The organism is Bradyrhizobium ottawaense, from assembly GCF_900099825.1.
Taxonomy (GTDB): Bacteria; Pseudomonadota; Alphaproteobacteria; order Rhizobiales; family Xanthobacteraceae; genus Bradyrhizobium; species Bradyrhizobium ottawaense_A.
Map to the genome: position 1 here is coordinate 6,670,804 of NZ_LT629693.1, position 24,312 is coordinate 6,695,115.

A 24,312-nucleotide genomic window follows, 5' to 3' on the forward strand; every position below is an offset into this window, starting at 1 on the left:
CGAGGAGCGAATAGGGGCGGGACCGGTCTGAAACCCATTCGCCACTCGCTATTCGCCATTCGCGAGCTCCAAGCAACACAAACCAGAACGAGAAAGTAACAATGACCGGTGCTGAAACCCTCGACGTGGCGCGCGATGCAATCTGGACCATCGTCGTGGTGTCGTCGCCGCTGATGGTGGTCGGCCTCGTGGTCGGCGTCGTGGTGTCGCTGTTCCAGGCGCTGACGCAGATCCAGGAGCAGACGCTGATCTTCGTGCCGAAGATTCTGGCGATCTTCGTCACATTACTGCTGGCGCTGCCGTTCATGGCGGACTCGCTGCACAGTCACATGATGCGGATATCGTCGCGAATCATAGGCGGTTGATGCATTGTCCTGTTCATGCGCATCGATATTTCCCTGCTGCCGGCCCTCGCCGCCACCTTCATGCTGGTGTTTGCCCGGGTCGGGGCGATGGTGATGCTGATGCCGGGATTCGGCGAGACCAATATCCCGGTTCGCGTCAAGCTCTCGATCGCGCTCTTGCTGACGCTGATCATCCTGCCGCTGCACCGCGCCGCCTATCACGTCGACATGACGTCGATGGCCGCGCTGCTGGTCTTGATGCTGCATGAGATCGTCATCGGCATCGTGCTCGGCGCCACCGCGCGCGTAACGCTGTCGGCGCTGTCGGTTGCGGGTTCGGTGATCGCCCAGCAACTCGGCCTCGGCTTCGTCACAGCTGTCGATCCGACCCAGGGACAGCAGGGTCTTCTGATCGGCAACTTCCTCACCATTCTCGGTTTGACGCTGCTGTTTGCGACCGACAGTCATCATCTCGTCATCGCGGCGCTGAACGAGAGCTACCGGATCTTCTCGCCTGGCGAGGTGATGTCGAGCGGTGATGTCGCCGCCCTTGCCACCCGCGCGTTTGCCGCCGCCTTCAAGATCGGCATGCAGCTTTCGGCGCCGTTCCTGGTGTTCGGCCTCGTCTTCAACATCGGTCTTGGCGTGCTGGCGCGGCTGATGCCGCAGATGCAGGTCTATTTCGTCGGCGTGCCACTCTCGATCATGGTCGGCTTCCTGATTTTCGCGCTCGTCATCACCGCGATGATGGGAACCTACCTGAATTACTTCGTCGGCGTCATGCACGAGCTGACGCCGCTGAACTAGAACTCAAATAACAAAGCTAGAGCGCCGCGATGGCCGACGACAGCGACGATAAAACAGAAGACCCTACACAAAAACGTCTCGACGACGCGCATGCGCGCGGAGACGTTGCCAAAAGCCAGGAGGTCAATACCTGGTTCGTGATCGCGGGCGGCACGCTGGTGCTGTCGACCTTTTCGGGCTCGATGGGCGGCGGCATCCTGACGCCGCTGCGCAACGTCATCGCCAATGCCGGCCAGATCCATGCCGACGGGGCGGCGCTGCTCTCGCTCGCCAACTTGCTTGGCACGGCGGTACTCGGCGCCGTCGGCGTGCCGTTCCTGATGCTGATGATTGCGGCGGTCGCGGGCAACATGATCCAGCACCGGCTGGTGTGGTCGGCGGAATCGCTGTCGCCCAAGTTCAGCAAAGTGTCGCCGGGGGCCGGATTCAAGCGCATCTTCGGCAAGCAGGCGGCGGCGAATTTCGTCAAGGGTATTTTCAAGCTGATCGCGCTCGGCGCCGTCATGATGGCCGTGCTGTGGCCGGAGCGCCTTCGGCTGGAGTCGTTCCTGCGGTTCGACCCGGACGTTATCCTGAACGTTACCACCAACCTGACGCTGCAGGTGTTGGGCGCTGTCGTGGCGATGCTGGCCGCGGTCGCGATCGCGGACTATTTCTTCCAGTACCGGCAGTGGTACGAGCGGCAGAAGATGTCGCTGCAGGAGGTCAAGGACGAGTACAAGCAGTCCGAAGGCGACCCCCATATCAAGGGCCGGATCCGGCAGTTGCGGATGCAAAAGGCCAAGAAGCGCATGATGGCCGCGGTTCCCAAGGCCAGCGTCATCATCACCAACCCGACCCACTATTCGATCGCGTTGTCCTACGACCGCGGCATGGCAGCGCCGATCTGCGTTGCCAAGGGCGTCGACAACATCGCGTTCAAGATCCGAGAAGTCGCCAAGGCGCACGACATTCCGATCGTGGAAAACGTGCCCCTGGCGCGCGCACTCTATGCCACGGTGGAGATCGACGACGAAATCCCGGTCGAACACTACCATGCGGTCGCCGAGATCATCGGCTACGTCATGGGCCTGAAGCGCGGGTTTTCCGGCCGTCGGTGAGGGACAATGACTGGAATCCCCCTGAAATGCCCCCAACCTGCGAAAATTGGCGCCTGATGGACTTGCGCTTGCCGGGCCGATTCAGGCACTCAGGAGGGGCGTGCCGGGAGGATGCGGGTTTGCCCGCGTCCGGCCGATCCGATGTGCGCGCCACCTTCATGCCGACGGGCTGCGTTTCCTGATATGACCGCCGAAACCGACAGCAATCCGTCACCCGAGCCCCTCGCGGCCCATGAGCCGGCGCGGCGGGGCGGCAGCATCGTGCTGGTGCTGCTGGTAGCCGCCGGCATTGTCGCGATCGCGGTGGCGATGATGACCATCGGCCGGGCCCAGGCCCAGCCCTACATCCTCGGCGTGCTGGCGCTGCTGGCGATGGTCGGCCTGTTCAACCTGTTCGCCTTTGCCGCCGGCATTATCCGCTTTACCGACCGCACCGCCGACGACCCGGTGATGGGACGCATCGCCGATCAGGCCTATGACGGGCTGGCGGTGACCGACCCGCGCGGCCACGTCGTCTATTCCAACGCCGCCTATCTGGCGATCACCGGGGCCGCGTCCGCGCAGGACGTGCGGCCGGTCGAGCGCGTCTTCATCGGCAATCCCGACGTCTCGGAAGCGGTATTCCGCCTGCTCAAGGCCGCGCGCGAAGGCAAGCGCCAGCAGGAGGAAGTCCGGATCGCGGGGCAGGACGGCGCGCAGGGCCGCTGGCTGCGGATGCGGGTTCGCCCGCTCGGCCAGAGCAAGCGCGAGGCCAGATACGCGGTGTGGTCGGTCGCCGACATCACGCGGGACCGCGAGCGCCAGGAAGACGTGTTCAAGGAACTGCAGCATGCGATCGAATATCTCGATCACGCGCCGTGCGGCTTCTTCTCGGTCAATCCGGCGGGCGACGTCATCTATGTCAACGCCACGCTGGCGAACTGGCTCGATCATGATCTCGCCGAAATCGGCTCCGGCGGGCTGAAGCTGACCGATATCGTTTCGGGCGACGGCGCCTCGCTGTTGACCTCGATCGTGGCGGTGCCGGGCGAAGTCAAAACCGAAGTGTTCGACATCGACCTGCGCATGCGCGGCGGCAAGACCATGCCGGTGCGGCTCTATCACAAGCTCGCTTTCGGCGCCGACGGTGTGCCCGGCGCGTCCCGCACGCTGGTGATCAGCCGCACGCGCGACGAGCATTCCGATCCCGAACGCGCCGCTGAAGTCCGTTTCATGCGGTTCTTCGACCATACCCCGATGGCGATCGCGACCGTGGACCGCGGCGGCGCCGTGGTGCGCGCCAATGCCCGCTTCGCCAAGCTGGCGCAAAGCCTGAGCCCTGACGGGGCGGCCAACAAGTCGATCTTCCGCACCGTGAACGCGCGCGACCGCGGCTTGCTGATCGCGGCGATCAACCAGGCGGCCGAAGGCCAGGGCGATATCGCCCCGGTCGAGGCCATGCTCGACGGCGCCAAGGAGCGCTGGGGCCAGTTCTTCGTGACCTCGGTCGAGGAAAACGAGCGCGAGACCGAGGCCGGCATCGTCTATCTCTTGGAGACCACCGAGCGGCGCGCGCTGGAGAACCAGATCAACCAGTCGCAGAAGATGGACATGGTCGGCCAGCTCGCCGGCGGCATCGCGCACGACTTCAACAACGTGCTCTCGGCCATCATGATGGCGAACGACTTCCTGCTGAACGCCCACAAGCCGACCGATCCGTCGTTCCAGGACATCATGCAGATCAAGCAGAACGCGACCCGCGCGGCGACGCTGGTGCGGCAACTGCTCGCGTTCTCGCGCCGCCAGACCCTGCGGCCGCAGGTGCTCGACCTCGGCGATGCGCTGTCCGATCTCACCATGCTGCTGCGGCGTCTGATCGGCGAGAAGGTCAAGCTCGACCTCGTGCATGGCCGCGATCTCTGGCCGATCAAGGTCGACGTCTCGCAGTTCGAGCAGGTGATCGTCAATCTCGCCGTCAACGCCCGCGACGCGATGCCCGATGGCGGCAAGCTGACGGTGAAGACCGCCAACATGACGACGGAGGAGGCCGCGCAGCTATCCTACAAGGGCATGCCGGCGGCGGATTACGTGCGCATCGACATTTCGGATACCGGCACCGGCATCCCGGCCGAGATCGTCGACAAGATCTTCGAGCCGTTCTTCTCGACCAAGGAAGTCGGCAAGGGCACCGGGCTCGGCCTCTCGACCGTCTACGGCATCGTCAAGCAGACCGGCGGTTTCGTCTATGTCGACTCCGAGGCCGGCAAGGGTACTTCGTTCCACATCTTCCTGCCGCGTCACCGCCCCGAACTGGAAGTGCAGCCGGAACCGCAGGCGGCGAACGGCTCAGCCAAGGACGCCGCCGCCGAGCCGCCGAAGCCGCGGACGGATCTCACGGGGCAGGGCACGATCCTGCTGGTGGAAGACGAGGATGGCTTGCGCTCACTCAACGCGCGTGGACTTCGTTCGCGCGGCTACAGCGTGATCGAGGCGGCGAACGGCATCGAGGCGATGGAAGCGCTGGAGGAAAAGGACGGCGCGGTCGATCTCGTCGTCTCCGACGTGGTGATGCCCGAAATGGACGGGCCGACGCTGCTGCGCGAGATGCGCAAGCGCAATCCCAATCTAAAGATCATCTTCGTCTCCGGCTATGCCGAAGAGGCCTTCGACAAGAGCCTGCCCGAAAACGAGCAGTTCGCCTTCCTGCCAAAGCCCTTTGCGCTCTCGGCGCTGGTCGAGAAGGTCAAGGAGACGATGACGTCGTGAGGGCCCGTAGGGCGCTCCCGGTCGGATGGTGAACAGGGCTGCACCTCGATCCCGGCCTTCCGGACGGAGTTGCGGCGACTCACGGTTTGTTGTTTGACGGGCGGACCGTTGGCCGCTCTCGCCCTTGAACCGGAACATCCGCGCGATCATACATTTGCCGTTCTGAGCGAAATATGGTGTGCGGGCACTAGACGTGCCCGGCCGACGTGCCGGCCGCGTGCGGCGACGGATGATGAGAAGGCAAGCGTGACAACGGATCCCGCCATCGACACCGAGACGCCCAACGCCGCCGAGGCTGCGCATTTTCTGCGCCGTTTCGCCGACTTGATGTCCAACGGGCACAACGCGAAATACCTGCTTCGGGCAGCCGAACTCCTTGAAACCCTAACCGCCCAGGCTTCCGCCGCCTCCGATGAGGAGAAGCTGTGGCGCTACAAGTACGAAACCCTGACCCAGCATACCGACCAGCTGGAAGCGGAATGCGGGCGCCTCAAGGACGACATCGAAGGACACGTGAACGTCGCCGGTTTCATCCTGGCGGAACGCGATTCGCTCAGGACCGCGCTGGAAAAGCGGGAAGCGGAACTGCTCGAAGTCAGTGAAGTATTGCAGCGCGAACTGGATCAGTCGGCGACGTCATCGCAGGCCCACGAAAGCGCCGTAACCGACCTTCGTACGGCATTCGACCAGGACCGCCTGGGGCTGATGGCAGCCGCGGACGTCAGTGCCAAGGAAGTCGAACAACAGCGCCGCGTGTTCGAACGCGAACGGGCGGAGATTGCGGCCGAGCTGAAACGGCGTGAAGATGAAGTGGCCGAACTGCGGCTTGCCTTTGACCGTGAACGTGAAGAACTGCAGTCCCGGTTCAAGTCCCGTGAGGATGCGCTGCTGGCGTCTCGCGCCGATTCCGAACGTGAATCCGCAACACTCCGGGAACAGATCGAAGCGCTCGAGGTGAAGCGGGCCGAGCTGCGATTGAGCTTCGAGCGGATCAGCCAGTTGCGCGTCGAACCCGAACGACACGATGTCGATCTGGCTCCCGTTCTCGCTGGTGAAGCGAATTCGCCGGTCGACGAAGCGAGCGCCACCGTGCCGAAGGAAACGTTGCGCCAGGCCCGCGCCCAGTTCGAATTCCTGGCCAAGGAATGTCTCCGCCGCGGCGACGTCGCCACCCAGGCGATGTGCGAACTCGGGGCCCATGCAATGCAACTCGCCTTGACGGGAGACGAAAGCGCCGAAGCGTCGCCGATCGGCCGGATGGCGTTGAACATTCTCTCGCTGTCCGACCCCAATTCACCCGTATGGGAAGAATCCGAGCGGTCCGCCGGCTAATCGGGCGGCTTGCGGGTATCCCCCCGGTCCGATCCGTGGCACAGCGTGGCGCCGGTTCCGGCAAAGTGGCGCCGGTTCCGGCAAAATCGTCACATCCCCGCGACTGAGGGCCGCAGCCGCGCCCACCGATAGTGGCTTCACTTTTAGGCATCTCTGCCCATCTTAGGGGCGCTTCCCCATGCCGGGGATTGAGGAAACAGACATGAATTTCACGCATATGCGCGGAATTGTTCGGGCCATCGCCGTTGTCCTGTCACTGGCGGTTCCGCTGGTAATCGCGATCTCGTCGGCTGACGCCCGCATCGGCGGTGGCGGCAGTTCCGGTTCGCGGGGATCGCGGACCTTTGCGGCGCCCCCCAGCACGACCACCGCGCCGGGCACGGCGCAGCCGTTCAACCGCACCTTTACCCAGCCGGGTAGCCCCGGAATGGGTGCACCGGCCACGGCAGGCGCTGCCAAAGGCGGGTTCTTCAATCGGCCCGGGCTGCTCGGCGGTCTGGCCGCGGGCTTCCTGGGCGCCGGCCTGCTCGGCATGCTGTTCGGGGGCGGGATGTTCTCCGGCCTCGGCGGCCTGTCGTCGATCTTCGGCCTGATATTGCAGATCGGCCTAATCATCATCGTGGTGCGGCTGGCAATGTCGTGGTGGCAGCGCCGCCATACCCCGGCGGCGGCCTATGCCGGCGCTAGCGGGCCTGCTCCGAGCCCTGCCGCTGCGCAGAACAGCTTCCGCTCCGGAATGGGCTTTGGGCTCGGTTCGGGCAGCGCACCGCTGGAGATCCTGCCGGCCGACTATGAAGCCTTCGAGCGGCTGCTCGGTGAGATCCAGGGCGCGTGGTCGGACGAGGATATCGCCAAGCTGAATACGCTGGCGACGCCCGAGATGGTGTCCTACTTCTCCAAGGATCTCGAGGAGAACAAGGCCCGGAACGACGTCAACAAGACCTCGAACGTCAAGCTGCTGCAGGGCGACCTCGCGGAAGCGTGGCGCGAAGGCGAAACCGACTATGCGAGCGTCGCGATGCGCTTCTCGCTGGTCGACAAGACGCTGGAGCGCGGCACCGGCCGGCTGGTCGCCGGCAGCGACACGCCGATCGAAGCCACCGAAGTCTGGACCTTCGCACGCCGGCGCGGCGCCAACTGGGAACTCTCGGCGATCCAGCAGACCAACTGACGGATTGCCTGACGGCAATGACGAAGGCGCTGCGGTTCGTTCCGCGGCGCCTTTTTCTTTTGACGTACAGTACGTATCGCGCCGGCCTTTATTGAATTCCCGCTTTGCTCATTTCGCCGTTGCGCGTCCGGAATAATGGCTGCCGTGGCGGGTTGAACGACAGCGAACAAAAACAAACCGGAGGAACCAGATGAAGAATTTTGCCAGGATCATGGCGCCGGCCGCAGCCCTTGCCGCGATCTCGTTTGTCGCCGCGCAGCCGGCGCAGGCGCAATCGGCCGCCACCAGCTTTTTCGTGACCAGCAATGGTATCGGCAATGGCGGCAATCTCGGCGGTCTCGCCGGCGCCGACAATCAATGCCAGACCCTGGCGCAGGCCGCCGGAGCGGGCGCCAAAACCTGGCGCGCCTATCTTTCAACCCAGGAGGCCTCCGGCACGCCTGCCGTGAACGCGCGCGACCGCATCGGCAAGGGGCCGTGGCAGAATGCCAAGGGCGTCGTGATCGCCAAGGACGTCGCCGAATTGCACGGCGCCAACGGCCTGACCAAGCAGACCGCACTCAACGAGAAGGGTGAAGTCGTCAACGGCCGCGGCGATACGCCGAACCGCCACGACGCGCTGACAGGCTCACAGCCCGACGGCACGGCGTTTGCGGCCGGCGAGGATCGCACCTGCAAGAACTGGACGAGCTCGACGCAAGGTGCGGCCATGCTCGGGCATATCGACCGCATCGGCCTGCGTGACGACGACGCCTCGAAATCCTGGAACTCGTCGCACCCCTCGCGCGGAGCCGACGGCGGCTGCTCGCAGGCCGATTTCAAAAGCACCGGCGGCGACGGCCTGATGTACTGCTTCGCGGCGAATTGACGCTCGTTGTTGCCGAAATCGTCATTGCGAGGAGCCAACGGGTCGCGCGAAGGCGCGCCAGATGAAAGGCTCCGCGACGAAGCAATCCATTCATTCTTTACGCTGCTGGATGGATTGCTTCGCTGCGCTCGCAATGACGGCGGCGTGAGTGCGGGCGCTTGTCCGCGTGCGCTACGCCCCCCGCCGCGTTTACGAGGCGTTAGTGATCTTCATCAAGGTAAATTTCCATCTCAAGTTGACGTTAGGTGCTGCCCGGCTAGATCATTCGGCGAAACGGGGTTGTGCGCAACTTCGCCTATGAATTTTCTCAAGCCAGCAGGTATAATTATGTCCCGCGTTATTGCCGCCGCTTTTGCCACCGCGCTCGTTGCCGTCGCACTGCCGACCGCCGCGTCGGCCGGCTGCTACTCGTGCTATGCGCCGCCGCAGCCCTGCTGCGTCCAGCTGCAGTATCAGCAGCAGGTCGCGCCGGCGCAGTACCGGACCGTGCAGGAGACCGTGATGGTGTCGCCAGGCCGCGTCATTGCCCATCGCACGCCGGCGCAGTACCGCACCGTGATGGTGCCGCAGACGGTGATGGTTGCTCCCGAGGGCCTCGCCTACGAGCGGACCGCCCCGGAATACGCGACCCAGGAGCGCGTCGAAATGGTGGCGCCGGCCCGCACCTACTACGTTCCGGTCGCGCCGCGCTGCAATAGCTGCGGATATTAGTTTTTGTTTGACGCGTTTTCTTCACGTGAACCGGTACCCACTTCACTTGAAAACGCTATGAAGTAGCACGGTACAGCCGTCGTCGCTTAAGCCGTCGCCCTGGTCGACGACGTGCGAAAGCGAGCGGCGCCGAAGCCTGCCGAGAAAGGCCGCCTTGTCAGGCGGCCTTTTTCTTTTTGCGCTTCTTCGCGGCCTTCTTTGCAGTTTTCTTGGCGGCTTTCTTGGCCGTTTTCTTCACAGCCTTCTTGGCGGCCTTCTTCTTGTTCGCCTTCTTGCCAGTGAGATATTCGCCGACCTTCTTCGAGGAATGTCCGACGGCGCCGACCGCAGCCTTCAGTTTGGCCGGCGTGACCTTGAATTTCTTCGACCAGTAGCGGACTTCATAGGGCTGGCTCAACGCGATCAGCGCCCGGTCGGCGGCCTTGTGCTTTTGCAGCTTGATATAGGCTTCCACTTTTTTCGCGGACTGCCCTACCTTCTTGACGGCGGCCTTCAGTTTGGCCGGCGTGATCTTCAGCTTCTTCGACCAGTAAGCGACTTCATAAGCTTCGCTCAGCGCGATCAGCGCGCGATCCATACCGCCGCGCTTTTTCTTGTCGTCCGCCATCCCGTTCTCCTGTCGTGATGAGAAATTCGATGCTCAAGAACGGGCAGCCTAACAGGCGCGCGCGTCTTCGGACAGATTGAGGCCTGTGCAGATTTTTTGGCGGGGCGAGCCGCAGTCCGGCGTGCGATGTGTTCTACGCCGCCGCCGTGGCGCGGACGGTCTCCGGCATCGACGGCTCGTCGCGAACGAACCGCGCGGCAGCGTCGATCGCCGCCGGCAACAGCGCCAGGCTGACCGGTTTTGCGAACAGATAGCCCTGGCCCTTGGCGCAGCCTGCCTCGCTAAGGAATTGCCACTGTGCGTCGGTTTCGATGCCCTCGGCCAGCACCGGCATGCCGAGGCTGTCGCCAAGCGCCAGCACGGTGCGGACGATCGCGGCCGCCGCGGCGTCGCCCGGCAGGCGCTTCACGAAGGACTGGTCGAGCTTGAGCTTGTCGAACGGGAACGCGTGCAGCGTCGCCAGCGACGAATAGCCGGTGCCGAAATCGTCCATCGCGATCGAGATGCCCATCGCCTTCAGCTTGCGCAGGATGTGCAGGCCGTGGGTCTGGTCCGACATGATGGTCGATTCCGTGACCTCCACCTCAAGCCGCCGCGGCGACAGGCCGGTCTCGATCAGGATCGCGTGAATGGTCTCGGCCAGATTGTCGTTCTTGAACTGCACCGGCGAAAGGTTGACGGCGATGGTGCCAGGAATCTTGCCGGCGGCGGCATCGCGGCAGGCCGTCCGTAGCGCCCATTCGCCCATCTCGATAATGGCTTCGGTTTCCTCAGCCAGCGGGATGAATTCGGCCGGCGAGATCATGCCGCGCTTGGGATGCCGCCAGCGCATCAGCGCCTCGGCGCCGCAGATTTTCCCGTCGGCGAGCGTGGTCTGAAGTTGATAATGCAGTTCGAGCTCGCCGCGTTCGGCAGCATGCTGCAGATCGCGCGCCATCGCGCGGCGGCTGCGCGCGCTATCGTCCATCTCGCGGTGATACTGGCAGATCAGGCCGCGCTGCTTGCTCTTGCCGCGGTGCATCGCCAGCTTGGCGTTGCTGAGCACCTGGTCGCGCTCCGGCGTATCGGTCGGGAAGATCGAGTAGCCGATCGAGGCGGTGAGGGTGACCGGCTGGCCGTGGACCTGGAAGGCTTGCGCAAATATCCGGGCGATGCGTTCGGCAAAGGCCTGCGCGTCCTGGGGATGGTTACCGGACATCTGCAGGCCCAGGAACTCGTCGCCGCTCTGACGTGCCAGGAACTCGCCGGGGCCCATGATCCGGCGCATGCGGTCGGCGACCTCGATCAGCAGCAGGTCGCCGGCAGAGTGGCCGAACACGTCGTTGACGTCCTTGAAACCGTCAATGTCGATCGAGAATGCCGCGAGCTTGTGGGCCTTCTCATGGGCGTCGGCCGCGTCGAAGGCCAGCCGCTCGTTGAAGGCGATCCGGTTTGGCAAGCCCGTCATGGTGTCGTTGAAGGAGAGCTGATGGATCCGGTCGGCCGATTCCGTACGCAGCTTCAGGTCGATGATGTAGGTCGAGAAGCCCGATCCCATCACCAGCAGTACCGCGCCGACCACGGCGAGGCCAAGGATGTGCGCGGGGATCAGGTAGGACGGCAGGACGACCGAGGCGTCGGCAACGGCCGACGTCGAGGCCGTCATCGCGTAATGCATGACGCAGATCATGAAGGCCAGCACGATCGCGGCGCCATGGCGGCACCAGCGCGTCACCGGCCGGTTGGCGCGGTTGACGGCGAGCGCCGAGAGCGAAAGGCCGAGCAGCAGCGTCAGCGTCACGCCGTAGATATTCCATTCGACATGGCCGGCGATATGCCAGCCCTTGAAGGCGATGAAGTGCATCGCGAGAATGCCGACACCCATGACGAGGCCGCCGGCTTCGGGCGCCAGCGTGAAGTGGCGGCTGCCGATCTCGAATCCGACGAGACAGGCGGTGATGGCGATGACGAGAACCGCGCCGGTCGCGACCGGCTCGAAACCCGAGTTCAGGGACGGGTCGAGCGCGAGGATCGAGATGAAGGTCGAGGCCCACAGTGCCGCGCCGGTGCCGACGGAGGCCATGAACAGCCAGCCGATCCGCGTCATTCCCTCGGTCGCGCGGGCGCGGGCGAAATGGCGCATGCCGACCCAGGTGCCGAACAGGCATACCGAGCCCGCGACCGCCACCAGCATCTGGTGGTACGCAAAAGCATATGTGGCGGCTTCCGGCATGACGTCGCTTTCCCCTCTGCGGACAAGCTACGGGGACGCGGTTAACCGGTTGTTGGAACGCGCATATGTCGAGCCGGAAAGGGGCGTCTGTTGCGAAACAATGTTGAGGAACCGTAAGCCGCCGACGCAGGTTCGGCACACCTTCGGCGAACGGGCGTGACGAACCAACGGCGGAATGATTTGTTAAGCCTGTCAAAACCGGCACGGAGGCGTCGTCGATGCACTATCAGCTCTACTACTGGCCGACCATTCAAGGCCGCGGCGAATATGTCCGCCTGACGCTGGAGGAGGCTGGCTGCGGATACACCGACGTGGCGCGCAGTGGCAACGGTACCGGCGCGATGATGAAGCTGATGGCGGTTGGGAAAGGAACCCCGCCGTTCGCGCCGCCGTTCCTGAAGGCCGGCAAGCGCGTGATCGGGCAGACCGCCAATATCCTGCTCTATCTCGGTTCGCGCCATGGGCTGGCGCCGAAGGCGGAGGCCGGCAAATTGTGGCTACATCAGTTGCAGCTCACGATATCGGATCTGGTGCAGGAAGTTCACGACACCCATCACCCGCTAGGCTCCTCGCTCTACTACGAGGAGCAGAAGGCTGCGGCAAAGAAACGCTCCGACGAGTTCTGGAAGGAGCGGGTGCCGAAATATCTCGGCTATTTCGAGGAGCTGCTGGCAGCCAATGGCGGCATTTATGTAACGGGCCGCCGGCTCACTTACGTCGATCTGTCGCTGTTCCAGATCGTGGAGGGGCTGCGCTACGCATTTCCAAAACGCATGAAGGCGTTTGAATCGGAAATCCCCGGCCTGGTCGGCCTGCACGACCGCGTCGCAGCGCGGCCGAACATCAAGGCCTATCTCGCCAGCGACCGGCGGATCGCGTTCAACGAGGACGGGATTTTCAGAAGGTACAAGGCCCTGGATGGATAGGGTTCTTGTCATTCGGGGGCGCGACGAAGTCGCGAACTACGATGGCGTCGCCCCGGAATGGCGAAACGTCACCTGTTCCTTCCGTCGATCGGCGTCATCGTCAGCTTCGCGAGATCAATGCCGTCGATGCAGGCGACGTTCAGCGCCACCACTTCGGTGCCATCGGGCTTCTTGCCGCGGGCGAAGACGTCGACGCCGCAATCGAGGCAGAGCTGATGGCGGATGGCGTGCTTGTTGAACAGATATTCCCGTAGATTGTCCTCGCCGGCGCGGAGTTGAAAACTCTGCGGCGCCAGAAAGGTGAAGTGCAGGCCTTTCTTGGTGCAGATCGAGCAGTTGCAGGCGGTCACCATCGCCATGTCGGTGGTGCATTCGAAGCGCACCTGACCGCAATGGCAGCCGCCGGTATAGGTCTTGCTATCAGGCATATGTAACCCCATGAGGCATGTGTAACCGCCATGTTGCTCTCACCACACTCCGGGCAGCAGACGATAGCGCACGCGCACGGCGTAGTCAGCATAATCGGGCAGGTCGGCGGCCAGGGCGCGTTCCTCGATCCCGGTGCGAACGGCAAACAGCACGGCAAAAAGCGGTGCGATCAGAAAACCCCACCACGAGCCCAGCAGCAGCGGCACGCCAAAGAAGAACAGCATGATGCTGCCGTACATGGGATGGCGGACAATCGCGTAGGGCCCGGTGGAGATGACATGGTGGCCGCGCTCGGCCTGCACCTTGACGATGGGGGCGGCGAAGGAGTTTTCCCGGAATACCCACATGACGAAAACCGTCGAAAGCAGGTACATCACGAAGCCGATCACCTGCAGGGCTTGCGGCACATTCGAGGCGTGCGCGCGCCGGTCCAGCCCGATGGCGATGAGCCAGACCAGCGTCACGGCGACGAATATCAGCATGAATTTCTTGTCGGCGGCGGGCTGGCCGGCCTGAAAGGTCGGGCGCATGCGCTCGGCGAGCAGCGCGGGATCGGTCCAGGCAAGCCACAGTCCGCAGGCCGGACCGATGATCGCGCTGGTCATCAGGAACACCCAGGCCGCCGGCCAGTGCAGCGAACCCGACGTCGCAAACAGCAGCGCGGCCATGGCGACGACGAAGAGAGTGTTCTGCAGCAGCAGTTTTGCGATCATGCGCGATCCCGTTTGCTCACGGGCGGCATGATGACGCGGTTTTCCGGCAAACTTGCGGCGTTGGATTCCCGGCCGCGAGGCCGGAAGATCGGTCGTTATGCCAGCTGGTCGACCCGCGTGCCCTGTCCGGGCGGCAGGGGCGCCACCAGCGTCGGCTGCGGCGAGCGGGTGCCGTCGGCCGCGGCGCCGTTCTGCACGTCAGGGGTCTTCGCGGGCGCCTGGGGCGGCGCGCTGGCGACGGGCGGGGTGATCGCCACCGGTGCGGCGACTGCGGAGAAACTCATCGGAAACATCCTTTTCGTTGCTTCCGACACTGGCCGGTTGAAGCGAACGAGTGGTGAATCCGCTCCGTCAATCCCGAAGCATCGCCGCCAATCCCGTTCCATGGTGAACGGGAGGCGCGCGATTTCATTACAAGTGTCCGGATGGCTGGATGCAGGCCGGGCGCGGATTACTCGTCCTTGCCGCGGGTCACGACGATCGAGGCTTCGGTCTTGGTGCGCGAGCATTCCATGTTGAGCCGGCGAAAGCGCATGGAGACCTTGTCGCCGCGCAAAATGCCCATGCGCTTGATGCAGCGCGAGGTGCCCGTCGCGGTATCGTCCTTCGGCACCGTAAAGATGACGGCGGCCGCGGACGCGACGAGGTTGAAAAACTCCGGCTTGGGCTTCCGGTCGGTCTTGGCATAGAGCTCGATCGAGAAGTTCTGGCCGCGGCAGCCGAGCGACAACTCCTTGGCCGCCGGATGCGACAGGTAGATGTAGTTGGCGGCGGTGATGCCGATCTTGAGGCCGTCGATCGCGCCGGCCAATTGCTTGGCGGTATCGTCGCAGCGGTCGGCCCGCGCCGGCGAGGCGGCGAGGGCGGCAAGCACCATCAGCGCGACCGCGAGGCCCGCGGTTCGCAGGCCCGACACGGCGTGGTTGCGCAGTCTTTTTGTCATGAAACCCCCACAGCATTGAAACGCGCGCGGGAGGTTTCATGCAGGGTCTGCGCGAGCACGTCAATACGCAGCGGGCTGTGACTACGGGCGGCGGCTACCTGACGAGGAAGGCCGCGGTGCATCGTGTCGGGGTGCGCGCGGCCGGTGACGTTCTTCATGCCTATGCGGAGAAGCAGAGCGGGAAGGGATGGGGCGAGCCGCGTGATCGCGGGCCTGCCGCCCACGCCGGGCATGACGGACCGGCTTTGGGCGCCCCCGCCAAAACCTTCCATTTGTCCCAAAAGTGCTTAGAACGGGTCTATTACGCGTAGCGTCCTGTGGACGCTGCCGGCTCCAACCCGAGATCACGCCATGAACGCCCCCACCGCCTTTCCCGACCAGAAGCCCGTTCCGCCCTACAAGCACACACCGCTGTTTCCGCTGGGAGCGGACACCACGCCCTACAAGAAGGTCACGGCCGAGGGCGTGCGGGTCGAGAAGGTCTTGGGCAGGGACATGCTGGTGGTGTCGCGCGAGGCGTTGCGGGCGCTTTCGGAGGCCGCCTTCGGCGACATCAATCACTATCTGCGGCCCGGGCATCTGAAGCAGTTGCGCAACATCCTCGAAGACAAGGAAGCCTCTGACAACGACAAGTTCGTCGCCTTCGACTTCCTGAAGAACGCCAACATCGCCGCCGGCGGCGTGTTGCCGATGTGCCAGGACACCGGCACTGCGATCATCATGGGCAAGAAGGGCTGCAACGTCATCACCGATGGCGACGACGAGGCGGCGCTGTCGGAAGGCGCGCGCGACGCCTATCTGCGCCGTAACCTGCGCTATTCGCAGGTGGCGCCGCTGTCGATGTATGAGGAAAAGAACACCGCCAACAACATGCCGGCGCAGTGCGAGATCTACGCCGAAGGGGATGACGCCTACAAGTTCATGTTCATGGCCAAGGGCGGCGGTTCGGCCAACAAGAGTTTTCTGTTCCAGGCGACGCCCTCGGTGCTGACCAAGGATCGCCTGCTGGCGTTCCTGAAGGAGAAGGTGCTGACGCTCGGCACCGCGGCGTGCCCGCCCTATCACCTCGCCATCGTGATCGGCGGCACCTCGGCCGAACTCTGCATGAAAACCGTGAAGCTCGCCTCCGCGCGCTATCTTGATGCGTTGCCGACCCACGGCTCGCCCGACGGCAACGCCTTCCGCGATCTGGAGATGGAGCAGGAAATCCTGAAGATGACGCAATCGCTCGGCGTCGGCGCGCAGTTCGGCGGCAAGTATTTCTGCCACGACGTGCGCGTGATCCGGATGCCGCGCCATGGCGCCTCGCTGCCGATCGGGCTCGGCGTGTCCTGTTCGGCCGATCGTCAAGTGCTCGGCAAGATCACCAAGGACGGCGTCTATCTCGAGGAGCTCGAGCACAACCCGGCGCAGTATCTGCCGGCGGTCGAACAGTCGCTGGGCGGCGAAGTCGTCAAGATCGACCTCAACCAGCCGATGAAGGACATTCTGGCGGCGCTCGCCAAACATCCGATCAAGACCCGGGTATCGATGACGGGCACCATGATCGTGGCGCGCGATTCCGCGCATGCCAAGCTGCGTGAGCGGCTGGAGAAGGGCGAGCCGCTGCCGGACTATTTCAAGAACCATCCGGTGTACTATGCGGGTCCGGCCAAGACCCCGGACGGCTACGCGTCAGGCGCGTTCGGCCCGACCACCGCGGGACGGATGGATTCCTTTGTCGACCAGTTCCAGGCGGCGGGTGGTTCGATGGTGATGGTGGCCAAGGGCAACCGCGCGGTCGCGGTGCGCGAGGCCTGCAAGAAGCACGGCGGCTTCTATCTCGGCTCGATCGGCGGTGCCGCGGCGAACCTTGCCGAGCACTGCATCAAGAAGGTCGAGGTGCTGGAATATCCCGAACTCGGCATGGAAGCGATCTGGCGCATCGAGGTCGAGGATTTTCCGGCCTTCATCATCATCGACGACAAGGGCAACGACTTCTTCAAGGAATTGAATCTGGGGTGAGGGGGATTAGCCGCCTCATCATGCTCAGTTGTCATACGCAGGCTTGACCCGCGTATCCACCTTTCTTCGAAGAGTGATGGATGGCCGGGTCATCCAGCGCGAAGACGCGCTTCGCGTTTCTGCCCGGCCATGACGCGCGGGGAAAATTACGCCCGCGTTCCCGTAAACGGGAAGCTGCCCATCGGGCCGATGCCCATTTCGCCGGACATGCTGTCGCCGGCAACCTTGCCGGAGAAGGCAAGCGTCAGCGGCATCGGGTTGGTGATGGAGATCTTCCAGGAGACGTCGTCGCCGGCAACGCTGCCGTCAAAAATTTCGCCGGAATTGCCGTCGGCGCCCTGCGTGCCGGTCAGCGTGCCGCCCGCGCTCGTCACGTTAAGCGTCGCCTTGCGCTCGCCCATCGGCGTGCTCATCGTGATATTCCAGTTTCCGTCCACGGCCATTTCAGGTCTCCCCCACATGTCCCAGCCAACCGGTATGGTTCTGAGATTTGGCTCGGGCGGCGGTATAACCTATCTCGCCGCCCAAGCCCAATAACGTTGTTTGTGACATTCAGGCGCGGGCGGCGGCGCGAATCCGGCTGCCGATCAGCAGGCGAAATGCGACATACTGGATGGCGAAGGCGGCGATCTTGGCGCCGACCAGCACGACCGTGACATAAAACGTCCACAGCTTCATGTCGCCGGTCATCGCGACGCCAATGGTGCCGGCACCGAGCACGAACATCAGCGCGGCCCAGGCATAGCCGGCCACCGTGACGTATTCCGGAATGGTTTCGGTCACGATCGCGGGCAGGTAGCGCAGCAGCCAGCCGCGCTTGAGCATGATGGCACCGATGGCAAAATGCCCGATCGCAGGTTTCGCCAGCACGAAGCGCGGGTCGTGGGTCAAAAGCGTCGCACTGCCGAGCACGATCACCAGCGCCAGGCTGGCATAGGTCATGTAGCCGAGCGGCTTGCCCTTGACGCGCGAATAGATCACCTGGGCGATGGCGCCCGCGATCGCCACGCCGGTCGCGAGCAGGACGTTGTCGGTTGCGAGGTAGATCGCGACAAACAAGATGGTGGAGAAAAAATCGGCGCCCAGTTTGGCGAATACATCCTTCATCGTTCGGCTCTCTGCTCGCTGAGTGTGTGGGTTGAAGTGGCTAGTTGGTGCCGGGCAGGGCGTTGGCCGGCGGCGTTCCGTACTTCACCTTGCGATATTCCGGATACCATTTGGTGAAATAGACCGCACTGGTGCGGGCGGCAAACGCAATCAGGAGGCTGGACCACAGCGGCAGGCCAGGCACATAGATCAGCGCAATATTGCCGACCATCATCAACAGCGCCGCGCCGGTCCAGGCCCAGGTGATGATGTAGTTCGCGCGCAGGAAACCGGGCAGCTTTGCCGTCTCGGCGTCGACCACTTCGCGGGCGTATTGAAGCGTGAATGGCACGCGCATCACGATCGAGCCCAGCGAGACCAGAAAGATGCCGACATCGACCGCGAACTTGATGGCGGAATTGCTGAAGGCGGGATCGACCAGAGCGAGGTAGCCGCCGACTGCGGTGAACACGATCACCGAGCCGGCGCCGAGGATCTTGATCGAGCGTCCGCGCACGATGTCGAACGCGATCACGGCCAGGCAGATCGCCGCCGCGGCAAACAGGCTCGTGGTCGCCGACGTCACCAGCATCAACATGGCGAAGGCGCCGTAGGGGGCAAGGATCAGAAAGATCGTCATGGTAGCCTCTCGGGCTAATCTTTACATCGTAAAGATAAACTAGGGACGAGAGCAGGAGTCGTCAAGCGAAATCTTTACAGTGTCAAAATATCCTGATCAAAACAAAAATAGTTAATATTTTCAATGATATACATGAAATAACAGGAGACCAAAGAGGAAAATGCGGGCCAGGCCGCTACTCCGCTCGATCCGCGAAACGCCGCACCCGCCTGCAACCCTGCCGCAATGTTCCCGCAGTAGCGTCAGCTCGCGAGAGCGTGACCTTGAGGTGAGACATTGCGCGTGTTGCTGGTGGAAGACGAACCTGAAATGGCATCCGCGCTCGCGGCCGCCTTGAAGAACTACGATATGGTGGTGGACCATATCTCGACGCTGGCTGATGCCGAGGAAGCCGTTTCCGTCAATACCTACGCGGCCATCCTGCTCGACCGCCAGCTGCCGGATGGTGACGGACTGACGCTCATTCCCAAACTGCGAACCGTCGGCATCGCTGTTCCCGTTATCGTGTTGACGGCGCGGGGAGATCTGGTCGATCGCGTTGCAGGCCTGAACACCGGCGCGGATGATTATCTCGGCAAGCCCTTTGCCGTCGAGGAGTTGCTGGCACGGCTGCGCGCGGTGCTGCGCCGGCCGGCCGATCTGCCGTCGGAAATCATCCGCCTCGGCCAGCTTTCGTTCGACACCGGCCATCGCGAAGCCAGCGTCGCCGGCCGGCCGCTCGATCTGCCACGCCGTGAACTTCTTGTTCTGGAGACCTTGCTGCGACGCATGGGCCGCACCGTCGCCCGCGCGTCCCTGGACGAGGCAGTCTACAGCATCGACGACGAGATCCAGTCGAATGCCCTCGATACCCATATATCCCGGCTGCGCCGCAAATTGTCTGAAGCCAAGGCCGGGATCGAGATCCACGCCATTCGCGGCGTCGGCTATCTGCTGAAGTCCGCGTCATGACGGACGTGCGGCCGCGGTCACTCCGGTGGCGCCTGGTGCGCCGGCTGGCGGTGTTGCAAGCCACGATGCTGGCGCTGTTCGTCCTGATTGTGATCGCGGTGCTGTGGGGCACCGGATCTCTGGTTACGCTGGAGCCGGAGGACGACACGATCGATGCGCTGCGCGAGGCCATCGGCCACGATGCCAACGGCGGGATATCGGTGCGCGAGACCCCGGCCGTCTCGGAGCGGCGGGAGAAGTCGCCCAATTTCTGGTTCGTGATCAGGGACCGGGAAGGACATTCGGTTTCACAGGGCAGGGTGCCGCGGGAATATGCGGATATCGGCGCCGCGCTCGATGGCATCGGCCAGGCCCGGCTCGGCTGGAATCTTGGCGATGGACCGCGTCCGACCGCGCGGATGAAGTGGATCGAAACGCCGGCCGGCGACGTTCAGATCCTGACCGGTCCGGGTGGCACGGTATCCTGGCGACGGGTCGTACTGGCGACCTCGACATTGTTCCTGTGCGTGGTGTTGCCGATCATCGTTCTGATGAGCCTGGCAACGCTGATCGCAACGCCGATCGTGATTCGCCGCACCCTTGCCGGTCTGGCGCGTGCGGCCGCGCAAGCGGAAGAAATCGACATTGACCGGCGCGGGGCGCGGCTTGCGCTGCAAGGCGTGCCATCGGAAATCGTTCCGTTGGTATCGGCCGTCAACGATGCGCTGCGGCGCCTCGATGAGGGATATGAACGAGACAAGCGGTTCCTTGTCGATGCGGCCCATGAGCTACGGACGCCGATCGCCATTCTGCAGACCCGGCTTGAATCGATCCCGCTCGGACCTCACGCGCCGCGCGTCCTTGAGGATGTCGCGCGCCTGTCCACCCTGGCCGATCAGCTCTTGGACATCCAGCGCGTCGATCATGGCAGCGACGGGCTGACCGATGTCGATATCGTCGCCATGGGCAGAGCGGTGGTGGCCGACCTTGCGCCGCTGGCGATTGCCGCCAATTACGAGCTGTCGTTTGAGGCCGCCGCGGAGCACCTCCATGTGCACGGCGATCGGGGTTCGCTGGAACGGGCGCTGACCAATCTCGTTCAGAACGCGATCGAGTATGGCGGCCGCAAGGGAATGATTGCGGTAAGGGTAGATCGTCCGGCCAGGATTTCGGTCACGGATGACGGCCCAGGCATTCCGCCACCGCATCGCGAGCGCGTGTTCGAACCGTTTTACCGGCTGAACGGCCGTAACCGGGGCGCCGGGCTTGGTCTCAATCTCGTCCAGGAGATTGTCCGGCGGCATGATGGCGTCGTCGTCATTCGCGACGGCAGCTCCGGCGGCGCCTGCGTCGAGATGACGTTCCGGCCGGCCGGGATTTGATCCGCAAACGCCTGCATTGCCGTTCGCCGCGCATCCGCGCCTCAACCGGTCGAATTGTTCTCTGCGCGGCGCGCCGCGTAATGCTCACACAACGTCCGTCCTTCATATCGCATCGATCCCGACATCAGTCGGTGATGCGATTTGACTGGATGGGTGACTCATTCTCATGGCAACACAAAATGTCCTGCTGTTCTTTCGCGCGCTTGCACTCAACCCCTTCAGGGTCGGAGCGATCGCGCCGTCGGGAGCCGACCTGGCAAGCCTGATAACGAGCGAAATCAGCCAGGCCTCCTGCCCGGTTCTCGAACTCGGTCCGGGCACCGGGGTCTTCACCGAAGCATTGCTGGCGCGCGGCGTCAGCGAGCGCGATCTCACGCTGATCGAATATGGTTCGGATTTCATGCGATTGCTGCAGTCGCGCTTCCCCAGGGCGCGCGTGCTCTGGATGGATGCGGCCTGGATGGCTTCCTACGATCTGTTCGAGGAGAGGTTGGGCGCCGTGGTGAGCGGTCTGCCATTGCTCAACTTTCCGCCCGGAAAAGTCAGCGCCATTCTCGCCGCCGCCTTCGGTGCTCTTCGCGAGGGCGGGGCGTTCTATCAATTCACCTACGGCACCAAGTGCCCGGTTTCGAAGTCCTTGCTGGACCAGCTCGGACTGCAGGCGGCCTGCATGGGACGCGTGCTTCTCAACATTCCGCCGGCCTCGGTGTATCGCATCACGCGAAGCGATTCATGCAAGCTGGATCAAACCTGATGTCGGCCGGTCTGAATGTGCCGGCCTGCATCGCCTTGCTCGCCGAATTGGGCCCCATCGGAATTGCGGGCGTCGCGCTTGCCGAAAAGCTGTTTCCGGTGCTGCCCTCGTATTTCGTTTTCGTGCTGCTGGGCACCGCGGCGTCGGGCCGAAGCGATCTGGCCGTCACCTTCGCCGCGGCCGCGGCCCGCTCCACGTTGGGCGCGCTTGGCTGGTACTGCGTCGGCCTCCGTCTGGGGCCAACGCGGGTCGAGTCGCTGGTTGAACGGTTCGGGCGATACATATTCCTGAAGCCCGCGCTCTATTCCCGTTCGATGCTACGCATCGCTCCGGAATGACGGTGGGACTAACTTACTCCGCGCCCACCCAGTTGCCGTGAAAGCCATCGGGCACGCGATGGCCGAGATGCACCAGCGCCACCGGGCCGGATTCGACATCCCCGGCGTTGAACACCGCAAGGTCGCTGCGGTTTTCCCGCGCGCGCCAGACCGCCGACAACAGCCAGCCGTCGCCCTCGGCGGCATCAGGACCGCGCTCGACGAACACCGGCTCCGAAATGGTGTCGCCGGCGGGCAAGAGATAGTTGCCGTGCCGCTTGCCGTTGCCGTCGACATGCACGAGGCCGGAGAGCGCGCCGAACATCGGCAGGTCAGGGTTGGCGCAGGCGTACCAGCCATGATTGCTCTTGAGGCCGGCGCGGCGATCATCGATGCGCGGGAATTCGCCGGTCAGGTCGTCGTCCAGATAAGTCTGGGTGAAACGGTCGGTATTGCCGGCGAGGTCGAAGGTCCAGCGGCAGTAGCGTGCGCGCGACTTTTCCGGATCCGTCTTCGAGCCGTCGGGATGGGTGAACAGCGGCGCTTCCTCGAACTGCATCACGTCGGCGATGATGAGGTTGCCTTCTTCCCAGGCATTCATGACGTGGAACACGTAACAGCTCTCGGCGCGGAACCAGACGAGGTCGTTGGCGGACCCGTTGCGTTTCATGACGCCGACATAGGCGCCTTTCTCCGGCTCCCAGGCGTAAGGCGGCCGGCCGCGCATCGCCCGGTCCATGCTGCCGGTAATGGGCAGGATCGGAAACAACAGATGGTTTTCGGTGACGATGAAGTCGTGCACCATGCTGGCATAGGGCGACTCAAAGCGATCGAACCGCGTCACCACGCCTGACGCGCTGACGGTTCCGAAGGAGAGGGCAGGGGTCAACGGTCCTGCGGCGTTGTAGCCGAAGAACGCCATCTCGCCGGTGACCGGATCGATCTTGGGATGTGCGGTGAAGGGACCCTTGATGGCGCCCTTGTAGTCGCAATAGCCGAGGCGGTTCAGCGTGCCCGGCTCGATCTCGGTCGGCAGATGGCCTTCCTCCAGCGCCAGCAGGCGGCCGCCGTGAAAGATGATGTTGGTGTTGGCGACGCCGCCATCGTCGATGGTCGCGGGCGGGGCATCCGGCAGCTTGCGGCCGAAACCGCCGAACAGCGCGCGGCCGGCGTCGTGCTCGGCCTGCCATTTCGGGGTGCGGACCCAGCGGTTGCGATAGCTGGCACGGCCGTTCTCCAGGTGGAAGGCGTGCAGCATGCCGTCGCCGACAAACCAGTGCGCGCCCGGCGCATCGAATTGCGGGTTGGGACCGTTGCGATAGAGCGTGCCGTTGAGTTCGCGCGGCAATTCGCCGGTCACCTTGAGAAACGGCGCATCGCATTCCATCGGGATCGGCGCGAGGTTGGTGCGGGCCGCGTTGTCAGCCACCTGGTCGAGCATCTCACGTTCCTCCGGTTCTATCTTTACATCGTAAAGATGTCAGTAACGATGCCGGGGCCTAGCGTCAAGCAAAATCTTTACAGTGTAAAAATTGTGACTATAAGGATTCGGATGGCAAGAGTATCGAGAGAAACCCGGGCGATTCGTCCTGCCGCGAAAGCGCGCAGATCGGTCAAGGCGGTGGCTGAGCGGCCGGCCGCCCGGCGGCGCCGGGCATCGGGCGACACGCCCTATCATCATGGCGACCTGCATGAGGCGCTGCTGCAGGCGGCCGAACGGGTGCTGGAGCGCGACGGGATCGCCGGGTTGACGCTGCGCGCGGTGGCGCGCGAAGCCGGCGTGTCGCATGCCGCACCAACCCACCATTTCGGCGACCTCACGGGTCTCCTGAGCGAACTCGCCGCGATCGGCTTCCGGATGTTCAACACAGCCATGATCGCCGCGCGCGCCAGCGAAGCCCATCCGTTGATGAAGGCGATGGCCAACGCCAAGGCCTATGTCGCGTACGCACAGGCGCATCCCGGCATGTATAGCCTGATGTTCCGCAACGAGCGGCTCGACATGACGCGGCCGTCGCTGCACGAGGCCGCGTCCGCCTCCTTCGAGGGATTGGCGAACTCGGTCGGCGTCGGCGGAAGCCAGCGGCTGACCGGGGAGGCGCTGGAGACGCTGTCGCTCGACCAGGCCGCGGCCATCGCGCGTAGCTGGTCGCTGGTGCACGGCTTCACGATGCTGCTGCTCGACGGCCGGCTGAAGGACATCCTGCACCGGCTGCCCGAAGGCACCGGTCCCGACCAATTGCTGGAGGCGATGCTGCGTTCGACGGTGGCCCGCTCGCCGGGGTCATAGA

General features: G+C 63.8%; 26 protein-coding genes. 16 read left to right on the forward strand and 10 right to left on the reverse strand.

Annotated features, from left to right (window positions below; translation table 11 throughout):
* The first annotated feature begins 101 nt into the window (after window positions 1–101).
* The 8 genes from fliQ (at window position 102) to BLR13_RS31280 (ending at window position 9,078) form a co-directional block, all read left to right on the forward strand.
* The gene (fliQ, locus tag BLR13_RS31245) at window positions 102–365 is read left to right on the forward strand and encodes a flagellar biosynthesis protein FliQ (protein ID WP_027540419.1); all 264 of its coding nucleotides are present in this window, start codon (window positions 102–104) and stop codon (window positions 363–365) included.
* A gap of 15 nt (window positions 366–380) precedes the next feature.
* On the forward strand, window positions 381–1,151 hold the full coding sequence (gene fliR, locus BLR13_RS31250; protein WP_074815683.1) for a flagellar biosynthetic protein FliR: 771 nt from the start codon (window positions 381–383) through the stop codon (window positions 1,149–1,151).
* 29 nt (window positions 1,152–1,180) lie between these two features.
* The gene (flhB, locus tag BLR13_RS31255) at window positions 1,181–2,251 is read left to right on the forward strand and encodes a flagellar biosynthesis protein FlhB (protein ID WP_074815682.1); all 1,071 of its coding nucleotides are present in this window, start codon (window positions 1,181–1,183) and stop codon (window positions 2,249–2,251) included.
* Between the two features lie 183 nt (window positions 2,252–2,434).
* Window positions 2,435–4,996 carry a cell cycle histidine kinase CckA gene (gene cckA / locus BLR13_RS31260; RefSeq protein ID WP_074815679.1) on the forward strand — a complete coding sequence of 854 codons (2,562 nt, stop codon included), beginning with the start codon at window positions 2,435–2,437 and terminating at the stop codon, window positions 4,994–4,996.
* Between the two features lie 108 nt (window positions 4,997–5,104).
* Complete coding sequence (locus BLR13_RS31265) at window positions 5,105–6,328, forward strand: hypothetical protein (RefSeq protein ID WP_157793746.1); 1,224 nt, start codon at window positions 5,105–5,107, stop codon at window positions 6,326–6,328.
* Between the two features lie 202 nt (window positions 6,329–6,530).
* Window positions 6,531–7,499, forward strand: coding sequence for a Tim44 domain-containing protein (locus BLR13_RS31270; protein WP_091976852.1), 969 nt, complete (start codon window positions 6,531–6,533; stop codon window positions 7,497–7,499).
* Window positions 7,500–7,689: 190 nt separating this feature from the next.
* A complete protein-coding gene (locus BLR13_RS31275; protein ID WP_074815670.1) occupies window positions 7,690–8,367 on the forward strand; it encodes a lectin in 678 nt (225 codons plus the stop codon).
* A 327-nt stretch (window positions 8,368–8,694) separates the two neighbouring features.
* Window positions 8,695–9,078 carry a hypothetical protein gene (locus tag BLR13_RS31280; RefSeq protein ID WP_074815667.1) on the forward strand — a complete coding sequence of 128 codons (384 nt, stop codon included), beginning with the start codon at window positions 8,695–8,697 and terminating at the stop codon, window positions 9,076–9,078.
* 157 nt (window positions 9,079–9,235) lie between these two features.
* Here the strand turns inward: BLR13_RS31280 and BLR13_RS31285 are convergent, their stop codons facing one another.
* Complete coding sequence (locus BLR13_RS31285; RefSeq protein ID WP_074815665.1) at window positions 9,236–9,685, reverse strand: DUF3606 domain-containing protein; 450 nt, start codon at window positions 9,683–9,685, stop codon at window positions 9,236–9,238.
* Window positions 9,686–9,818: 133 nt separating this feature from the next.
* Window positions 9,819–11,897, reverse strand: a complete 2,079-nt coding sequence (locus tag BLR13_RS31290) for a putative bifunctional diguanylate cyclase/phosphodiesterase (protein ID WP_079587541.1) — start codon at window positions 11,895–11,897, stop codon at window positions 9,819–9,821.
* Window positions 11,898–12,115: 218 nt separating this feature from the next.
* On the opposite strand from BLR13_RS31290, the gene BLR13_RS31295 reads away from it, so the two are divergent.
* Window positions 12,116–12,823 (forward strand): glutathione S-transferase, encoded by a 708-nt coding sequence (locus tag BLR13_RS31295; RefSeq protein ID WP_074815663.1) that lies wholly within the window; start codon window positions 12,116–12,118, stop codon window positions 12,821–12,823.
* Between the two features lie 68 nt (window positions 12,824–12,891).
* Here BLR13_RS31295 and BLR13_RS31300 read toward each other — a convergent pair whose 3' ends face one another.
* The 4 genes from BLR13_RS31300 to BLR13_RS31315 all read right to left on the reverse strand — a co-directional run bounded on the left by BLR13_RS31300 (window position 12,892) and on the right by BLR13_RS31315 (window position 14,842).
* Window positions 12,892–13,251, reverse strand: a complete 360-nt coding sequence (locus BLR13_RS31300; protein WP_074815660.1) for a GFA family protein — start codon at window positions 13,249–13,251, stop codon at window positions 12,892–12,894.
* A 39-nt stretch (window positions 13,252–13,290) separates the two neighbouring features.
* Window positions 13,291–13,965 carry a methyltransferase family protein gene (locus BLR13_RS31305; RefSeq protein ID WP_074815658.1) on the reverse strand — a complete coding sequence of 225 codons (675 nt, stop codon included), beginning with the start codon at window positions 13,963–13,965 and terminating at the stop codon, window positions 13,291–13,293.
* Between the two features lie 95 nt (window positions 13,966–14,060).
* The gene (locus BLR13_RS31310; protein WP_143039588.1) at window positions 14,061–14,249 is read right to left on the reverse strand and encodes a hypothetical protein; all 189 of its coding nucleotides are present in this window, start codon (window positions 14,247–14,249) and stop codon (window positions 14,061–14,063) included.
* A gap of 167 nt (window positions 14,250–14,416) precedes the next feature.
* On the reverse strand, window positions 14,417–14,842 hold the full coding sequence (locus BLR13_RS31315) for a hypothetical protein (protein ID WP_074830896.1): 426 nt from the start codon (window positions 14,840–14,842) through the stop codon (window positions 14,417–14,419).
* 104 nt (window positions 14,843–14,946) lie between these two features.
* Between BLR13_RS31315 and BLR13_RS31320 the strand changes: the two genes are divergently transcribed.
* Both BLR13_RS31320 and BLR13_RS31325 read left to right on the forward strand, forming a co-directional pair.
* Window positions 14,947–15,219: a hypothetical protein gene (locus tag BLR13_RS31320; RefSeq protein WP_074815652.1), complete on the forward strand. Its 273-nt coding sequence runs from the start codon at window positions 14,947–14,949 to the stop codon at window positions 15,217–15,219.
* A gap of 40 nt (window positions 15,220–15,259) precedes the next feature.
* Entirely contained in the window at window positions 15,260–16,912 is a 1,653-nt protein-coding gene (locus BLR13_RS31325) for a fumarate hydratase (protein ID WP_074815649.1), read from the forward strand.
* 146 nt (window positions 16,913–17,058) lie between these two features.
* Here BLR13_RS31325 and BLR13_RS31330 read toward each other — a convergent pair whose 3' ends face one another.
* From BLR13_RS31330 to BLR13_RS31340, 3 genes are all read right to left on the reverse strand, one after another.
* Window positions 17,059–17,355 carry a hypothetical protein gene (locus tag BLR13_RS31330; RefSeq protein ID WP_074815646.1) on the reverse strand — a complete coding sequence of 99 codons (297 nt, stop codon included), beginning with the start codon at window positions 17,353–17,355 and terminating at the stop codon, window positions 17,059–17,061.
* Window positions 17,356–17,464: 109 nt separating this feature from the next.
* Window positions 17,465–18,019 (reverse strand): inner membrane-spanning protein YciB, encoded by a 555-nt coding sequence (locus BLR13_RS31335; RefSeq protein WP_074815643.1) that lies wholly within the window; start codon window positions 18,017–18,019, stop codon window positions 17,465–17,467.
* A 40-nt stretch (window positions 18,020–18,059) separates the two neighbouring features.
* Window positions 18,060–18,638 (reverse strand): hypothetical protein, encoded by a 579-nt coding sequence (locus BLR13_RS31340; RefSeq protein ID WP_074815640.1) that lies wholly within the window; start codon window positions 18,636–18,638, stop codon window positions 18,060–18,062.
* Window positions 18,639–18,914: 276 nt separating this feature from the next.
* On the opposite strand from BLR13_RS31340, the gene BLR13_RS31345 reads away from it, so the two are divergent.
* From BLR13_RS31345 to BLR13_RS31360, 4 genes are all read left to right on the forward strand, one after another.
* Window positions 18,915–19,589 (forward strand): response regulator transcription factor, encoded by a 675-nt coding sequence (locus tag BLR13_RS31345; protein ID WP_074815637.1) that lies wholly within the window; start codon window positions 18,915–18,917, stop codon window positions 19,587–19,589.
* Entirely contained in the window at window positions 19,586–20,950 is a 1,365-nt protein-coding gene (locus BLR13_RS31350) for a sensor histidine kinase (protein WP_074815634.1), read from the forward strand. The genes BLR13_RS31345 and BLR13_RS31350 overlap by 4 nt, the downstream gene beginning before the upstream one ends.
* A gap of 166 nt (window positions 20,951–21,116) precedes the next feature.
* Entirely contained in the window at window positions 21,117–21,704 is a 588-nt protein-coding gene (locus BLR13_RS31355) for a class I SAM-dependent methyltransferase (protein WP_074815631.1), read from the forward strand.
* A complete protein-coding gene (locus BLR13_RS31360; RefSeq protein ID WP_074815628.1) occupies window positions 21,704–22,042 on the forward strand; it encodes a hypothetical protein in 339 nt (112 codons plus the stop codon). Before BLR13_RS31355 ends, BLR13_RS31360 begins: the two co-directional genes overlap by 1 nt.
* Window positions 22,043–22,055: 13 nt before the next feature.
* Here the strand turns inward: BLR13_RS31360 and BLR13_RS31365 are convergent, their stop codons facing one another.
* A complete protein-coding gene (locus tag BLR13_RS31365) occupies window positions 22,056–23,462 on the reverse strand; it encodes a carotenoid oxygenase family protein (RefSeq protein ID WP_074815625.1) in 1,407 nt (468 codons plus the stop codon).
* A 111-nt stretch (window positions 23,463–23,573) separates the two neighbouring features.
* On the opposite strand from BLR13_RS31365, the gene BLR13_RS31370 reads away from it, so the two are divergent.
* The gene (locus BLR13_RS31370; RefSeq protein ID WP_074815622.1) at window positions 23,574–24,311 is read left to right on the forward strand and encodes a TetR/AcrR family transcriptional regulator; all 738 of its coding nucleotides are present in this window, start codon (window positions 23,574–23,576) and stop codon (window positions 24,309–24,311) included.
* The last annotated feature ends 1 nt before the right edge of the window (window position 24,312 follow it).